Source organism: Butyrivibrio hungatei (genome assembly GCF_900101605.1).
In the GTDB taxonomy this organism is placed as follows: domain Bacteria; phylum Bacillota; class Clostridia; order Lachnospirales; family Lachnospiraceae; genus Butyrivibrio; species Butyrivibrio hungatei_B.
In genome coordinates this window covers 20749-36323 of the sequence record NZ_FMUR01000009.1, presented here as the reverse complement: position 1 = coordinate 36323, position 15575 = coordinate 20749, and the positions used below count along the sequence as shown (strand labels likewise).

The window sequence follows — 15575 nt, the reverse complement described above, 5'->3', positions numbered from 1 at the left end:
TGGCTATAATTATATTATAATCCGTTAAAAGGAGATGAGTGAGTGGAACTTAAATATTTGATTACCGATGCGGAATTGTGGGGCGCATTGTTCTGTATACTGGCATCTGTATATTTGTTTTTGGGCCGCACGATCATAAAGAAAGAGTATAGGGCGCTTGCAATACTGGAACTGACTGTAGGACTGGTTCTGGTGTTTGACGGTCTGGCCTGGTGCTACAGAGGCGTTCCGGGGGAATTTGCGTATGGAATGGTCACTGCATCTAATTTTGTGACGTTCTTGATAAATCCCGTGATCCCTGTTTTTGTTTCAATCTATGTGATCTTTTCTGTTTATGAAGAAAAAAGTGATTTCACGATTTTCTACGCAGTAGCCGCTATCGCGATATGTGCTGAGATTATGCTTATGTTTTCGCAGGGGAGCGGATATATCTATAGAATTAATCCCGATACGAATCTATATGAGAGAGGCCCCGGATTTCCTTTGTGGACTCTGGTCAATATGTCTGAAGCCATAATCTGCATCTCGTATCTTACGTATATGCGCAAGAAAGTGACAAAACGCAGGTTTATTGCGGTGTTCTGCTTTATCTTTGTTCCGATTCTTGCGGCGGGGCTACAGGTATTTGTTTACGGCTATTCTCTTTATAATCTCGCCTGCCTTATGAGCGCGCTACTTATGCTTGCTCAGGCAATAGAAGATAATTCCAAGAATTTATTGAATCAGCGGGTGATGATAAGTACAAAAGAAAGTGAACTGTCCAATTTGAGAAATAAGATAGCGCTGTCGCAGATCAGGCCGCAGTTTATTTATACAACGCTTGATTATACAAAGGAGCTGTGCGAACGTGATCCCAAGAGGGCAAAAGATCTTGTCTCATGGCTGTCTGAATATATTAAAGGTAATAAGGGTTTTTCTGAAAAAGATGAGATGATCTTGTTTTCGGACGAGCTCGATCATACGATGACTTTTCTTGAGATTGAAAAGGTTGTGCTTGAGGATGCTTTTGAAGTAGAGTATGACATACGGGAAAAAGACTTTGAGCTTCCTGCACTTACCCTGCAGCCTGTCGTTGAAAATGCAGTAAGGCACGGCATAAGAAAACTTGCGCCGGGAACCAAGGGCATCATAAAGATAAGCACTCATCGCGGAAACGGATATATCAAGATTGAGGTAAAAGACAACGGAATAGGTTTTGATACAGATGAGATCACAGATAATCCCGATTATGAAGCAGAAATGCATGGCTTAAAGAATGTGGAAGAACGGCTTCGCATAATGGAAAACGCAGAGATGCATGTTAAGTCGTATCCCGGAAGGGGGACTACGGTTGAGATTATTATTCCGGTGTGAAAGGAGGAAGTATATTGTTTAAAACTATAAATAAACCAGATATGGATGAATATAATAATCTTATGGAGAAAACTCAGGAATGGGCTGAAAAAGTCGGAATGACGGAAAACGATATTAGTGAAGCAATTTCTGAAGTTAGAAAAATAAGAAAAGCAGCTATCATCATCATTGATAACTGCTTTATTGCTATTTTAACTATTCAAAGATTTATTTGCAATTCGTTTTTTATCAGTAAGTAGCTCCTTTAGCTTCGTTGCTCCACTCACTGAAAGTTCTGCTTGCTCCTTCGCCCTTATAAGCTCTTACCTTAATAAGGAAATCGAAATCATCCTGTGCTCCCACAGTATAGAAGTTATCTGTGGTCTCATAGGTTGAAGCATCCTCAGTATATTCCTGTTCTTCACAGTACTTTGACTTTACAGAGATTTCATATCCATCGGCTCCGTCAACGGAATTCCACTCAAAGTATACATCCTGTCCTTCAGGTCCCTGCTTCTTTACACCATCTTTTACTGTAGGTGCGGCAAGAGCTGAATCTTTTGCCTCATCCTTTGTTGACTCTTCCGCCGTATCGGCAGCTGTATCCGTATCATCTACCGGATCGGTATTTTCGGCACTTTCCACTTCCTCTACCGTTTCTGTCTCAGGCTGCTCCGGCTGTTCAGCCTCCTGTCCGCATGCCATAATTGAAGCTGCCATAATAGATGCAGCCATGATTGTATGAAATCTTTTCATATTCTTTCTCCTTCCATTCATTTTCACCCTGTTATTTGTTTATTTTTATTTAGCATTCCAAATGCTCTTTTCATTATACCAGCATGTATTAGCGTTTCAATGGCAATAGTTGCTAAATATATTGTTAACAAAAGATATTTTTCTGTCTTCTTTCACCTTTTTCAGATATATTGGCATGATTCCTCATACATTTGTCACTTAATGCCGCTGATGTGGTATACTTTTAAAATATATTTAAGATAATGAGGTAGATTCATTGGAAAATATAAACGGAAAAGAACTATGGAAACCGGGGAACATGCTGTATCCCATACCTGCAGTTATGGTAAGTTGCCAAAGAGAAGGCGAGAAGCCAAATATCATTACCGTAGCATGGGCCGGAAATGTTTGCAGCTCACCTGCGATGTTATCCATATCTGTTCGCAAAGAGCGCTACTCCTATGATATTTTAAAAGAGACTGGCGAGTTTGTGGTTAATCTCACGAACAGAAAACTTGCTTACGCAACCGATTGGTGCGGAGTAAGATCGGGAAAAGACTATGACAAGTTCAAAGAAATGCATCTGACGCCGTTAGAATCAAGATTCGTGTCAGCTCCCGGAATCGCAGAGAGCCCCGTAAATATTGAATGTAAGGTAAGAAACGTTCTGGAACTTGGAAGCCATGATATGTTTGTGGCTGAAGTGATGGGCGTTACCGTTGATGAGAAACTATTAGACAACAAAGGAAAATTTGACCTGCGCGCCGCAGATCTGATCTCTTATTCACACGGAGAGTATTTTACTCTTGGTGAAAAGATCGGAAAATTCGGATACAGCGTAGTGAAAAAGAAGACATCGAAAAGGAAAAAATGAAATATTTTTTATTATACATAAAAGAAACACTTAGATTCGTATTAAAACCAATGTCCTTTCTGCCTGCAATAATGATGATGTGCATTATCTTTATGCTTTCATCGCAGGAAGGTACGACCAGCAGCCAGTTAAGTTACAAAGTGGGGGTAAAGATCTTTACTGTTACAAACAAGGTGCTCGATAAAGGCTGGAGCGAAGAACGTATCGATCAGCTTTCCACAAAATATCAGTATTATGTAAGAAAGACAGCACACTTTACGGAATACTTCCTTTTGGGAGTATCTGTAGCTTTTCCGCTGTATGTATATGGCGTAAGAGGAATGAAACTGATCTTTTTTGCGGGACTATTCTGTGTCGGATATGCAAGTCTTGATGAATTCCATCAGTCTTTTGTCCACGGTAGAGGGCCGTCGCCAAAAGATGTAATGATAGACTCAAGCGGAGCAATTACGGGAATAATACTTACAAGAATTGTAGGATGGACGGGAAGAATGACTATTTTCAAACCATTGTCCAATCATAAAGATGAAGATCGCGGCAAAAAACGGAGATAAACTCTTTTATTTTTATTCTTTACAAGCCTAAATTGCTATGATATAATTTCATTCGTTGGTGCGACATGTGCCGACAAATCGTATAGATAGGGGAATCATACAATGGCTAGTATGCCGGTCTCCAAAACCGCTCATGGGGGTTCGAATCCCTCTTCCCCTGTTGCTAAAAGCGCTTAACTCATTGAGTTAAGCGTTTTTTTGTTGAATAGGAAATTTCTCTGAAATTCCCTATTCAACAAAAAAGCTCCGCAGGGATGCGCAGGAAACTAATTCTTTTTCTTAAGTAACATCAAAACAACGGCGTATACAAGCGTTGCAAAGGCTCCTCCCAAGATAAGCACCATATACTTATTGGACATAAGCTGCTCGCCGCCGTAAGTATACAGGAAAATATGCGGGAATCTTGCGATAAATGTGAGCGGAATCCACATAATAAGCGGTTCTTCCGAGTAATAGCCAAGCCAGGCATATGTATCCTTGGGAAGGGGCAGTAGCATGAATAAAATATGAATGATCTTTGGCTTTCCTTTTTTTATTATGTTTTCAACATGCACAAGCTTATCTTCAGGGAAAAGATATAGTAAAAAATCTCTTCCGAATTTCTTACCGATAAGAAAAGCGGCTGTGTTTCCGAGCGTTGCAAACGTATCGCACAGAAGAGCTCCTTTAAAGCCGCCGAGAAGATAGCCTGAAGCCAGATAAAAAGGCAGTCCGGGAATGCAACTTGACATTGTTTGTATCAGGACAAAAAAGCCAAAAACTAACAGACCTGCGGTTCCTTTGCTTTGCACAAAAGCATCCAGAGCCTCGGGATCTTTGACAAAACCAATCATGGGTCTGCCGACGAATACATATAAAAGCAGCATGAATATCGCTATTAGGAATAAAGTAACAGTTGTCCTTACAGTTCCCTTTTTCATAAATACATTATACTATTTGTGAGCAGCGACAATAATTGTTTATATTGTTTTTATTTTTATTCCACAAATTAGAAACATTACTCCTGTACTATAGATATATCTACTATTTAAAACACAGAGGGGAGGTATAGGAATCATGCGTGGATTTGAAGCAGAGATCGCAGAATATGTCGGAAATTACACGAGGCGTCGTGGTTATCCGCCTACAGTTGAAGACCTTATAGCTACTTTTGGTCTGATAACGGTATTTTGTGCGATGTTCTACATATTAAATCTTTATAGGATTGGTATGATAAGAAACAGCTTGTTCTTTGGAACAAACGATCTGTTGCTTATCCCTGTAAAGACTAAATAATAATTTAAAACAAAAAAGTTGACAGAGACTTTTTACTGTGATATATTATTTCAGTATTTGATAACAAAGCAGAGTATCCACTCTCACCCTGCGGCACAGCCAGCAGGCGTTAATATCTTTTCAAGAATAATACCGTCAGGTTTTTTATTATGAATAGAAAAGTGGATACGTTGCGTATTCACTTTTTTTATTTTGCGGAGGATAAAGCCATTAGCGAGTTATTTATCAATGAACAGATTAGAGCTAAGGAAGTTCGTGTAATTGGAGTTGAGGGCGAACAGCTCGGTGTTATGTCAATCCAGGATGCCAGAAAGACAGCCGATGATGCAGGTGTTGATCTTGTTATGATCGCTCCGAATGCTAAGCCACCTGTTTGCAGAGTTGTTGATTATGGTAAGTTTAAATATGAGCAGCTTCGCAAAGAAAAAGAGGCAAGAAAGAAACAGAAGACTGTTGAGATCAAGGAGATCAGACTTTCTCCCAATATCGACAAGAACGATCTTAACACAAAAGTAAATGCGGCTAAGAAGTTCCTTGAAAAAGGAAACAGAGTTAAGGTAACACTTCGTTTCCGCGGACGTGAGATGGCTCACATGGGCGCAAGCGTACATATTCTTACAGATTTTGCAGAGGCACTTGGCGATATCGCTGTTATCGAGAAGCAGCCTAAGGTTGAGGGACGTAGCATGGCAATGTTCCTTACAGAGAAGAAAAACTAAGGTTTTTACCATTATTTTTGGTTGAACACTATAGAATAAACTTAAGATTCACAGGAGGATTTAGTTATGCAGCAAAAGATGAAAACAAAGAGAGCTGCTGCCAAGAGATTTAAGGTTACTGGCACAGGCAAGCTTATGAGAAACAAAGCGTATAAGCGCCACATCTTGACAAAGAAGTCCACAAAGAGAAAGAGAAACTTGAGACAAGCAGGACTTGTTGATGCTACAAATGTAAAGGCAATGAAGAGCATTCTTCCTTACGCTTAAGCAGAGCACTTAGCGAGGTTTTATCGAACTTAGTGCGAGCTATGGGGATATACTTACATGAGGTTTTGTCGAATTTAGTATATATCCCATAAGCAGAGCACTTAGCGAGGTTTTATCGAGCTTAGTGTAAGAGCACTAACAGTTTTAAAATGTTTTTGAAAAATTTTAGGAGGATATTTTAAATGGCAAGAGTTAAAGGCGCATTGAATGCCAAGAAAAAGCACAATAGAGTATTAAAACTTGCAAAAGGATACAGAGGAGCAAGATCAAAGCAGTATAGAGTTGCAAAGCAGTCAGTTATGAGAGCACTTACTTCTGCATTCGCCGGACGTAAGCAGAAGAAGAGAGATATGAGATCTCTTTGGATTACACGTATCAATGCTGCAGCTAGAATCAATGGTCTTTCATACAGCAACATGATGCACGGTCTTAAACTTGCAGGCGTTGATATCAACAGAAAGATGCTTGCAGACCTCGCAGTTAACGATCCTGAAGGATTTAAGACACTTGCAGAGCTTGCAAAGACAAAGATTGCATAAATTAAAACATGCGTTGATAAAACGATATTGTTGCGATAGAATAAAGAAGTCTCGAAAGAGGCTTCTTTATTTTTGGAGGTAACACAAATGTCAGTATTAGAGAACTTAGAACCCAAAGAGGTTTTTCATTTTTTTGAGGAGATATGTAAGATTCCGCACGGCTCCAGAAATTTGGAGCAGATAAGTGCTTTTCTTGTTAATTTTGCAAAGGAGAGGAATCTGGAAGTAATATCTGACGATGAGCTTAATGTCATCATCAAGGCACCTGCTTCTAAGGGATATGAAGATAGGGAACCTATTATTCTTCAGGGCCACATGGATATGGTTGCCGTAAAAGATGATGACTGTGACATAGATATGAAGAAAGACAGTCTCAGAGTAAAGACTGACGGAGAATACATCTGGGCAGAGGGTACAAGTCTTGGAGGAGATGACGGAATAGCAGTGGCTTATATTCTGGCACTTCTTGATTCCGATGATATACCTCATCCTCCGATCGAAGCGGTCATTACCACCAATGAAGAGATAGGTATGCTTGGTGCGTCAGCACTTGATCTGTCTATGTTAAAAGGCAAGAAGATGATCAACATAGACAATGAGAAAGAAGGCGAATTCATCACAAGCTGTGCGGGAGGCGCAACATTCATCTCCGAAATTGCAATAAAAAGGGAGAGTGTATCAGGCGTTGAATGCAAGATTGCTGTGTCGGGGCTTAAAGGCGGACATTCCGGCGGAGATATCAAGTATGAGAGAGGAAATGCTGATATCTTATGTGCAAGGACGATGCTTGAAGCATTTGATGCTGCAAAATTCTATATAAAAGATTTTAGCGGCGGAGAAGCTGATAATGCTATTCCTTATGCGGCTACAGCAAATATTGTTGTTTCTGAAGGCGATATCGCAAAGATAAAAGAGAGCGTTGAAAAGACAGCAGAAAATGTCAGGGATGAGCTTGAGATAAAGGATCCCGATGTGGCGATAACATTCAGTGAAGTCGGCAAGACAACCGCAGAATGTATTGTCGAAGAAGATGCATTGAAATTCTTGAAGATGATAATAGCTATGCCAAACGGCCCTCTTGCAACTAGTGCGGCAATTGAAGGGCTTGTAGAGACTTCCGTTAATCTTGGTATTGTAAAGACAAGCGAAGATAAGGCACAGACTGTTCAGTCGCTTAGAAGCAGTGTTGAATCATCTAAGGAGGTCCTTAAAAAGAAACTTGCGGCAATCGCTGAAGTTTTTGGTGCAGAAACACGTGTAGAAGGCATTTATCCCGGTTGGAAGTACAGACGAAACTCTAAACTCAGAGATGATATGGTTGCTGTTTACAGAGATATGTACGGAAAAGATCCGGTTCTTTGTGCAATTCATGCAGGACTTGAGTGCGGAATTATATGCAGCAAGATAGAAGGTCTTGATTGTATATCGATAGGACCTGATATGCAGTCTATTCATTCCTCAAAGGAAAAATTGTCTGTACAGTCTGCAAGGAATGTGTGGGAGTATTTAAAAGCTGTGTTGGAGAAATGCTGACACGGTGACAATCAAATAAAATAAAAAACTTGTGAATACCGGGGGGATGCTCACATGGAAGATATAAAGGAAAGAATTATCGACGAGACATTGATACGCTTTAGCAAGGTCGGGCTTAAGTTTACTCTCGATGAGCTTGTGGATGAAATGCATATAAGCAAGAAGACAATCTATAAGCAGTTCAAAACTAAGGCCGATCTTTTGAAGGCTGTCATTGATTACGTATTTGAGGGAATCAGGGAAAAAGAGATCAAGATAATCGACGATAATTCCATTGATCTGGTTCAGAAGATAAGACTTTCCATAATATGTCTTCCGGATAAATATAAAGATATTGATTTCAGAAAAGTTTATCAGCTCAAGAGTAAATATCCCGATGTTTACGAGTATTTGATCTATAAGATAGAAAATAGCTGGGATAACGTCGACAGGCTTCTTATCAAGGCTATGGAAAAGAAACTTATCAAGGATATGCCCCTTACTTTTGTCAGATTATTGTTTATAGGATGCATTAAACAGCTCATTGCTTCCAGGGAAATGCTCAAAGTCGGACTTAGCTTTAGCGAGATCATGGAGACCACGATAGATGTTATAATGGCCGGAATTCTTATATAAATATAAAGAGTTCAAAATGATACTTGCTATAAATGAATGTGTGCGATAAAATGATTTTGCACAATTTATTAAGTTTGGATCAGCTTTTTAAAGTAGAGCATTTAACGAGATGTTGTGTTTAGAACGGAGAATATATGAGTAAGTTAAAAGATCTGTTCTTTGGTAGCGATGAAGAACGTAGCAATAACGAAAGTGAGGAGATTAAGTTGGCAAACGAAGAAGTAAAAAATGAGTCAGGTGCGCAGGCACTTGTTACAGCAGATATGCTTGTCGGAGATCTTTTGGTAAAGCACCCGCTTGCATCACAGTTCTTGATGGAGTGCGGAATGGGATGTATTTATTGTCCTGCTTCACAGATGGAGACACTTGCAGAAGCATGTGCAGTACACGGTATTGACGGGGAAGAGATTGTAGATGCGCTTAATGATTATCTTATTGAGCATAATGCATAATCATAATAAAAATGCTGTATTTGAAAAATGTAAAAAAGAAGGATAAAAGCTTAATCGGTAATCCGAAAAAAGTTTTTATCCTTCTATTTATTTAGAATCGATCAAGAAAAATTACAGGTCGTCAAGATTGTCAAAATCGACAATCTTTAGATCATCGGAATCATCAGAAGTATTTGCCTTAACAGGAGCGGCTTTCTTTTCGCTCTTAGTTTCTTTCTTCTTAGCCTTCTTTTCCTTCTTATCTGAAGCAGGTTTTGCAGCGGCTGCATTATCGGAAGGAACCTGAATCTTGAAGTATTTGACGTTTGCGGTAAGTTCCTCGGCAATCTGCTGGAGGTCTTTTGCCTGACTTACGACAGATTCCATATTTGTATCAAGTTCCATGAGAGATGCGCTTGTTTCCTGAGTTGAAGCGGCATTCTCTTCGGAGATGCTTGAAAGTGATTCGATAGAGTTAAGAATGTTCTCCTTGTCTGAGTTCATTGTCTCTACGAGAGTAGCAATCTGCTTGTTTCCTTCCTCAGTCTCCTGAAGGAGTCTGAGCATTTCGTCGAAGGAATTACTCATCTCTTCAAGCGCCGTAGCTTCGTTTGTTGTAGCAATCTTGATGCTTTCTGTAAGCTCTTTGTTGGTATCTGAGTAATCGGTTATCGTTGAAAGCATGTTTGTGATCTCACCTGCGAGAGCATTTGTATCGCCTGCAAGGTTCTTAATGTTATCCGCAACGACTGCGAACCCTTTTCCTGCTTCACCGGCTCTTGCGGCCTCAATCGAAGCATTGAGCGCAAGGAGGTTTGTCTGGCTTGCAATCGAGATGATGGATTCTGCGGCTGTTGAGATCTGTTCAACAACATTTGCGGTCTCGTTAACCGATTCTGCAACACGTCCTGCCATTTCGTCGGTTTTCTGATCTTGAATCTTAATCTGTTCAAGCTGTTCTTTTACCTTGACGGACTCGTTGTAAACAAGGCGTCCCTTTTCAAGGTTGGAGTTTGCTGAATCAAGTACGCTGTCAACAGAAGAACCGATGTTGATCGTAATGGTGGATGTGCTCTGTACATCTTCGGCCATGGCTGTTGCTCCGGATGCAAGATCGTTTACTGCGGAACTGATATCGGTTGTGGTTTTCTGCGAGCTGGTGATGGAATCTTTTGCAATCTCAGCTTTGCTGTTTACGGTATCGGCGTGGGTAATGACTTTAAGTAGCGCGTGTCTGAGTTCATGTCTCATTCCCTCAAGGGAAGCTGCGATATTATTAAAGTCTTTTATAATGCTGTTAGGTCTTATCTTGGTAACAAAGTCTCCTGTAGCAACATTCTTAACCGCAAGAGATATGCTCTTTAGGTTGTTTACGATGTTGAGGAGCATAATGATCGTGAAGATAAAAAGTACAGCTGCGATAGCTCCGAATAAGGTTGAGCTGACGATGATCTTTCTGTTTATAGACGCGTTATTCATCTCTTTTTCATCATTGGCCCATTCTTCGGCAATCTTAGTCATATCTGTAAGATAACCTCTTGCAATCGCATAATCATCCGTAAGCTTTTTAATCTCGCCGGATCCTGCGTTATATTCATCAGAACCTGATCCTATTGTAAGTTTGTAGTCCTCCTGCCATGTGGCAAGTGCTGTGACAAATAAATCATGAGTTGCGCTGAAAGTTGCGCCGGTGTCTGAAGTTATAGTGTTATACAGATATGAATTGGTCTGGGCAAGCCCGTTTGCTTTTTCTACTCTGGCTGATGTCTGATCGATGCAATTCTGAGTGGTATCCATGTAACCCGTAAGGACACTCATATTTGCATACTTAAATTCTGAAAGGTAGCGACTGATTGAAAGCATTGCTTCGTTCAAGTCTTTATCTGCATTTACAAGCTCAAAATTAATCGTATATAGCATGTCATAATAAATCTTCTCGTCGGTCTTTTCGATGTTCTTCATCTGCACGTTGCTGAAAATAATGCTGCATATTAGCGCTATTATAAGCGGGATTGTAACCATTAAAAGCACAGCAGACATGCTGGCGTGGAACTTGGGTGTTCGTTTTTCCTTCATAGAAACAATTACCTCCGTGTCAGTCTATTATACAAATATATCGGCAATTTTGTTGGAAAAAATTATATTTTTCCATTAATTTTTATGCTTTTTTTCCAAAATTTTATCCAGTATAGATTGACGTGTCACCTCAATTTCTTCCCAGAATTCCGATGCGGACATTCTTATCGCACCGGCGCTGAATACTATGACTTGTTCGATTGCATCTGAAGTGGCAACTGTAACCTTATATTTCTTACTGAATTCGTGAGCAGCTTTTTCTATGTACTGATCGGCTGTCTCAGCTTCTTTTGTAAATATCACTGTAAGGTTATTTAGTTTTTCAATGTGCTCTTTCCCTCCGGGAACTTTGTAGGCGTCAAATATAAGTATGACTTCTTCCCTCCGGTATCCCTGGAAATTTGACAGCGTGTCTATAAGTGAGTCTCTCGCGGCCTTGAGATCGTGTTTTGCAAGTTCTTTTAATTCTTTGGATGCGTGAATCACATTGTAGCCATCGACCAGAAGATAGTGCTTGGAAGCTGCGTTTGCGGCTTTCTCTGCTGCGGTGGCGTTTCTGTGTCTGTCGCGTTTTTCTTGTTCGATATCAAGGTCTCTGTTATTTTCGCTTGTCATGCTGTCTGCCGAAGCAAGTACGGACCTGTCCTCCGTATAGCGAGGTTTTATGGTTCCGTATGTTCTTTCAAATATGGACTTTAGTTCGTCTTCGGCGGCGAAATAGTCTTTTTGTTTTTCTGCAAAAGAGCGTGTATCTTCCGCGTTTTTACGCGCATTTATCTTCTTTAAGGCTTCGAGATCGATGCCGGAGGTAAGATCTGTTACAGTATCGCTTTTTGCTGAGTCTGTCTTTTTAAAATCCAGATGCATGTAATCCGGGACTTGATCCCATGAGACCAAAGTTGCCGCACCATGCATGCAAAATACGGAAGAAGACGGGTTATCCGTATCAAGGTCCGGGTCATAGCCGGAAGAAGCAATGACTTCCTCTGCGTTGTGACAAGGGCCGTATCCGCTGAGTGTGGTGTAGATGTGTCCTTCGCCCTTTGTATATGCGGAAAGTTCCTGTGCGTAGTTACCGAGACATGCTGCGGGAACGGTTCCCGTAAGAATCGATCTGCCGCCTTCGATGTCGGGAAGCCCAACGGTTCCGTTCATCATCTGGATGTCCGTGAGAGCCCTTCCTACATTTTCTTGTGGAAGTTCTATCCTGTAATCGAGTATCGGTTCCAAAAGAACTGAATCTGCCTGCATAAGTCCCTGCCTTACGGCGCGGTAGGTTGCCTGTCTGAAATCACCGCCTTCTGTGTGTTTCTCGTGTGCCTTTCCGGCGACGAGTGTGATCTTCATATCGGTTATTTCAGAGCCTGTCAGGACTCCGCGATGCTTTTTTTCACCGAGGTGCGTAAGTACAAGTCTCTGCCAGTTAAGCGCAAGGTCATCGGTAGGGCAGTCTGACGAAAAGACAAGGCCGCTTCCCGGTTCTCCGGGTTCCAGTAGAAGATGAACTTCTGCATAGTGGCGGAGCGGTTCAAAATGTCCGACACCTTCAACGGTATTAGCTATCGTTTCCTTATATACAGTGTGTCCGGGACCAAACTCTGCTTCGATATCGAATCTGGTCTTTAGCATATGGCGAAGAATCTCTTTTTGCACTTCACCCATTATCTGGATTTCAATCTGTCCGGTTTCTTCAAGAGAAGTCACCTGAAGCATAGGCTCTTCCTCTTCAAGAATCTTAAGGTGTTTGAATACGGGAACGGGATTCACATCTTCTGGAAGAATGAGAGTGCATGACAAGATAGGCTGCAGAATCTCGGAGACATTACTTCCTTCCAGAATCCCAAGTCCTTCGCCGGCTCTAGTCCAGGTAAGTCCTGTTACGGCACATATCATTCCGGCATAGGCACTTTTTACGGGTTCAAATCTGTCACCTGAATAAAGTCGTATCTGGTCGACTTTCTCACCTTTAAGGCTATCTCTGACGTTTAGAACACCGCTTGTGATCTTGATGTGAGTTAAGCGGTTTCCGGAGTTGTCCCTGCTGATCTTGTAGATCCTTGCACCAAATTCTTTTGGCGAGCCGTCTGCATTTTCTGCTTCGGAAGACATGCTCGGAGCAACCTCGCATATGAGATCGAGGAGCTTTTGCACGCCTTCGGCTTTGAGGGCTGAGCCAAAGAGAATAGGGAAGCATTTTCTGTTTTGAACAACACTGCTGATATTCTCCGAAGTGATTTTTTTACCGTCAAGGAAACTTGATAAAAGATCTTCATCGCACATGGCGAGTTCTTCGTAGAATTCATCTTCAGGCACGCTTTCGTCAAAAGAGATGCATGAGGATGAAAGAGTTTCCCTGATATCGGATGTTACCGCATTTATATCTGTTCCCGGCTGATCCATTTTGTTTACGAAGATCACAGTCGGGATGCGGTAGTGCTCAAGGAGCTTAAAAAGCATCACAGCTTGTGAAGTAACGCCGTCCGGTGCGCTTATTATAAGTGTAGCAATGTCAAGAACCTGGAGAGTTCTTTCCATTTCCGGAGAAAAATCTGTATGCCCTGGGGTATCCAACAGATTAAAGCGTATGTCGTTATGATCAAAAATGGCTTGTTTGGAAAAAATTGTAATTCCACGTGATCTTTCGAGTTCGTATGTATCAAGAAAAGTATCTTTATGATCGACTCTTCCCGGCTTTTTTATTCTGCCGGCAAGATACAAGAGGCTCTCTGAAAGAGTAGTCTTACCCGCGTCAACATGAGCAAGTATGCCAAGGGTCACGTTTCTTTTCATATATCACATCCTTAATGTTTTCTTATTGTTATGTTACTATTTTTTGTTCGAAATATGCAATGGATTACAATATTAAATTGCGCGCAACTTGCAAATGTTTTTCACAGAATGTACAATAATTTGAAAGTAAATAGCAGTTTAGGGGTAGGAGGAAAGTGCGATGAAAATATGTCCTAATTGTGGGAAAGAGTTGGAAGATGACGTAAAATTCTGTGAGAAATGTGGCTGTGCTATAGAGTCATATAACCAGAATCAGGGAGTGGATACGAATTCTTTTCAGGATGGTAATGTACCACAGATGCAGCCCGGATTTAATCCGAACGGGCAGAGCTTTAATCAGTTTGCACCTCAGTATACGGCATTTGATCCCAAGGATCATACTTCTGATTATGATAAAAGAGATATTGCAGACAACAAGATATTCGCGGCCCTTGCATATACAGGTTTTATGGGCTTGATAATAGCTCTTTTGGTAAACAATTCACCGTTTGCAAGATTCCATGCCAGAAATGCGGCTATGCTTGCAGTTGCAGATATTATTGCGGCATTTTTGTTCTTTATTCCGTTCATCGGATGGATTGCGGGACCTATCATACTGCTCGTACTGTTTGTAGTAAGGATTGTTGCTTTTGTGCGAGTACTTAAAGGAAAAGCAATGGAACTTCCTATAGTATCAGATGTAGGTTTTCTTGCATAATATGAAAATATAAATGACAGGCGAGCAGGTGTTTTCTTGTAAGGCACCTGCTCGTGGTGTCATATGCGCAGCTCGCGGAATGGTTGATAATTGCTTCGCAATACCGCTCGCGCGCTAGCATTTTGCGAGCAAAATGATTTTATAGAATATTTTTTTGCGGAGATAAACATGCCCCGAAGGCTTTCAACTTATTTAAAAGAAACATACGGTGAAAAGATATACAGACTTTCTCTTTCATCAGGGTGTACATGTCCCAACAGGGACGGTTCTATTGTCACCCCTGACGGAAAAAAGCTGACAAAGGGATGTACTTTTTGCTCTGAGCAAGGTTCCGGTGAGTTTGCGGCGAAGATTGCGCCGATAGATGTTCAGATTGAAGATGCAAAGGCAAGGATAAAGCAAAAGACAGGTGCAAAGAGTTTTATCGCATATTTTCAGTCCTATACGAATACATATGGCGATGTTGAGCGGCTTTCAAGGCTATATAATGAGACTGTTGACAGGGATGATATTAAGATACTTTCCCTTGGAACAAGACCGGACTGCCTGGGAGACGACGTGATGGATATGCTTGCGGCTCTTAACCGCAAGAAGCCTGTTTGGGTGGAGCTGGGACTTCAGACAATCCATGAAGAGACTGCCCGCAAAGTGGACAGAGGATATGAACTGAAAGTTTTTGAGGATGCATACAGGAAACTTAAAGAGGCCGGCATAACGGTCATAGTGCACATTATTCTGGGACTTCCCGGTGAAACAAAAGACGATATGCTTGAAACGGTCAGATATCTTGCGGGGCTTGAGCCCGTACTTGACGGTATTAAGATCCAGAACCTTCAGATACTAAGGGGGACTTCGGTATATGATGATTATATGCGAGAGCCTTTTTATGTGATGTCAATGGAGGAGTATACGGATCTTGTAAGCGAGTGTATAGCTCTTTTGCCCAAAAAAACCGTGGTACACAGGATGACGGGAGACGGACCGAGACGCCTTCTTGAGGCACCTTTGTGGAGTCTTGATAAAAAGAGGGTACTGAATATGCTGAACAAAAAGTGTAATGACTTTTTTTCTTAATTAAGTATTATAGGATTTAGGTTCGTTTAAGGCACGGAATGTAAACTTCTTGGTAGTGTGCTTT

At 41.2% G+C, this 15575-nt stretch carries 17 protein-coding genes and 1 tRNA gene; 14 read left to right on the top strand and 4 right to left on the bottom strand.

Annotated elements, in window-relative coordinates; genetic code table 11:
• Window positions 1-42 precede the first annotated feature (42 nt).
• Both BLP87_RS08050 and BLP87_RS08045 read left to right on the top strand, forming a co-directional pair.
• Window positions 43-1353, top strand: coding sequence for a sensor histidine kinase (locus BLP87_RS08050; protein ID WP_074462238.1), 1311 nt, complete (start codon window positions 43-45; stop codon window positions 1351-1353).
• Window positions 1354-1367: 14 nt separating this feature from the next.
• The gene (locus BLP87_RS08045; RefSeq protein WP_074462237.1) at window positions 1368-1592 is read left to right on the top strand and encodes a hypothetical protein; all 225 of its coding nucleotides are present in this window, start codon (window positions 1368-1370) and stop codon (window positions 1590-1592) included.
• On the opposite strand, the gene BLP87_RS08040 is transcribed toward BLP87_RS08045, so the two are convergent.
• Complete coding sequence (locus BLP87_RS08040; RefSeq protein ID WP_074462236.1) at window positions 1582-2088, bottom strand: hypothetical protein; 507 nt, start codon at window positions 2086-2088, stop codon at window positions 1582-1584. The genes BLP87_RS08045 and BLP87_RS08040 overlap by 11 nt on opposite strands.
• Before the next feature lie 298 nt (window positions 2089-2386).
• Here BLP87_RS08040 and BLP87_RS08035 point away from each other — a divergent pair, with 298 nt between their 5' ends.
• The 3 genes from BLP87_RS08035 to BLP87_RS08025 all read left to right on the top strand — a co-directional run bounded on the left by BLP87_RS08035 (window position 2387) and on the right by BLP87_RS08025 (window position 3655).
• The gene (locus BLP87_RS08035; protein ID WP_034469015.1) at window positions 2387-2941 is read left to right on the top strand and encodes a flavin reductase family protein; all 555 of its coding nucleotides are present in this window, start codon (window positions 2387-2389) and stop codon (window positions 2939-2941) included.
• Window positions 2938-3495: a VanZ family protein gene (locus tag BLP87_RS08030; protein WP_034462180.1), complete on the top strand. Its 558-nt coding sequence runs from the start codon at window positions 2938-2940 to the stop codon at window positions 3493-3495. Before BLP87_RS08035 ends, BLP87_RS08030 begins: the two co-directional genes overlap by 4 nt.
• A gap of 88 nt (window positions 3496-3583) precedes the next feature.
• Window positions 3584-3655: transfer RNA gene (locus BLP87_RS08025), tRNA-Trp, on the top strand.
• Window positions 3656-3761: 106 nt separating this feature from the next.
• Here the strand turns inward: BLP87_RS08025 and BLP87_RS08020 are convergent.
• Complete coding sequence (locus BLP87_RS08020) at window positions 3762-4415, bottom strand: TVP38/TMEM64 family protein (RefSeq protein ID WP_143002113.1); 654 nt, start codon at window positions 4413-4415, stop codon at window positions 3762-3764.
• A 136-nt stretch (window positions 4416-4551) separates the two neighbouring features.
• Here BLP87_RS08020 and BLP87_RS08015 point away from each other — a divergent pair, with 136 nt between their 5' ends.
• From BLP87_RS08015 to BLP87_RS15735, 7 genes are all read left to right on the top strand, one after another.
• Complete coding sequence (locus BLP87_RS08015) at window positions 4552-4770, top strand: hypothetical protein (RefSeq protein ID WP_026656922.1); 219 nt, start codon at window positions 4552-4554, stop codon at window positions 4768-4770.
• Between the two features lie 149 nt (window positions 4771-4919).
• The gene (gene infC / locus BLP87_RS08010; protein ID WP_242871830.1) at window positions 4920-5489 is read left to right on the top strand and encodes a translation initiation factor IF-3; all 570 of its coding nucleotides are present in this window, start codon (window positions 4920-4922) and stop codon (window positions 5487-5489) included.
• Between the two features lie 66 nt (window positions 5490-5555).
• A complete protein-coding gene (rpmI, locus tag BLP87_RS08005) occupies window positions 5556-5756 on the top strand; it encodes a 50S ribosomal protein L35 (protein WP_074462235.1) in 201 nt (66 codons plus the stop codon).
• Window positions 5757-5938: 182 nt separating this feature from the next.
• On the top strand, window positions 5939-6295 hold the full coding sequence (gene rplT, locus BLP87_RS08000; protein ID WP_026656925.1) for a 50S ribosomal protein L20: 357 nt from the start codon (window positions 5939-5941) through the stop codon (window positions 6293-6295).
• An 87-nt stretch (window positions 6296-6382) separates the two neighbouring features.
• The gene (locus tag BLP87_RS07995; protein ID WP_074462234.1) at window positions 6383-7828 is read left to right on the top strand and encodes an aminoacyl-histidine dipeptidase; all 1446 of its coding nucleotides are present in this window, start codon (window positions 6383-6385) and stop codon (window positions 7826-7828) included.
• Window positions 7829-7882: 54 nt separating this feature from the next.
• On the top strand, window positions 7883-8443 hold the full coding sequence (locus tag BLP87_RS07990; RefSeq protein WP_074462233.1) for a TetR/AcrR family transcriptional regulator: 561 nt from the start codon (window positions 7883-7885) through the stop codon (window positions 8441-8443).
• 134 nt (window positions 8444-8577) lie between these two features.
• Complete coding sequence (locus BLP87_RS15735; RefSeq protein WP_083334536.1) at window positions 8578-8895, top strand: DUF1858 domain-containing protein; 318 nt, start codon at window positions 8578-8580, stop codon at window positions 8893-8895.
• 111 nt (window positions 8896-9006) lie between these two features.
• On the opposite strand, the gene BLP87_RS07980 is transcribed toward BLP87_RS15735, so the two are convergent.
• Together BLP87_RS07980 and BLP87_RS07975 are read right to left on the bottom strand one after the other, a co-directional pair.
• Window positions 9007-10950 carry a methyl-accepting chemotaxis protein gene (locus BLP87_RS07980; protein WP_074462232.1) on the bottom strand — a complete coding sequence of 648 codons (1944 nt, stop codon included), beginning with the start codon at window positions 10948-10950 and terminating at the stop codon, window positions 9007-9009.
• Window positions 10951-11025: 75 nt separating this feature from the next.
• Complete coding sequence (locus BLP87_RS07975; protein WP_074462231.1) at window positions 11026-13740, bottom strand: translation factor GTPase family protein; 2715 nt, start codon at window positions 13738-13740, stop codon at window positions 11026-11028.
• Window positions 13741-13900: 160 nt separating this feature from the next.
• Between BLP87_RS07975 and BLP87_RS07970 the strand changes: the two genes are divergently transcribed.
• Window positions 13901-14437, top strand: coding sequence for a DUF4870 domain-containing protein (locus BLP87_RS07970; RefSeq protein ID WP_074462230.1), 537 nt, complete (start codon window positions 13901-13903; stop codon window positions 14435-14437).
• A 168-nt stretch (window positions 14438-14605) separates the two neighbouring features.
• Window positions 14606-15511 carry a tRNA modification radical SAM protein MnmL/YtqA gene (locus BLP87_RS07965; RefSeq protein ID WP_074462229.1) on the top strand — a complete coding sequence of 302 codons (906 nt, stop codon included), beginning with the start codon at window positions 14606-14608 and terminating at the stop codon, window positions 15509-15511.
• Window positions 15512-15575: the final 64 nt, after the last annotated feature.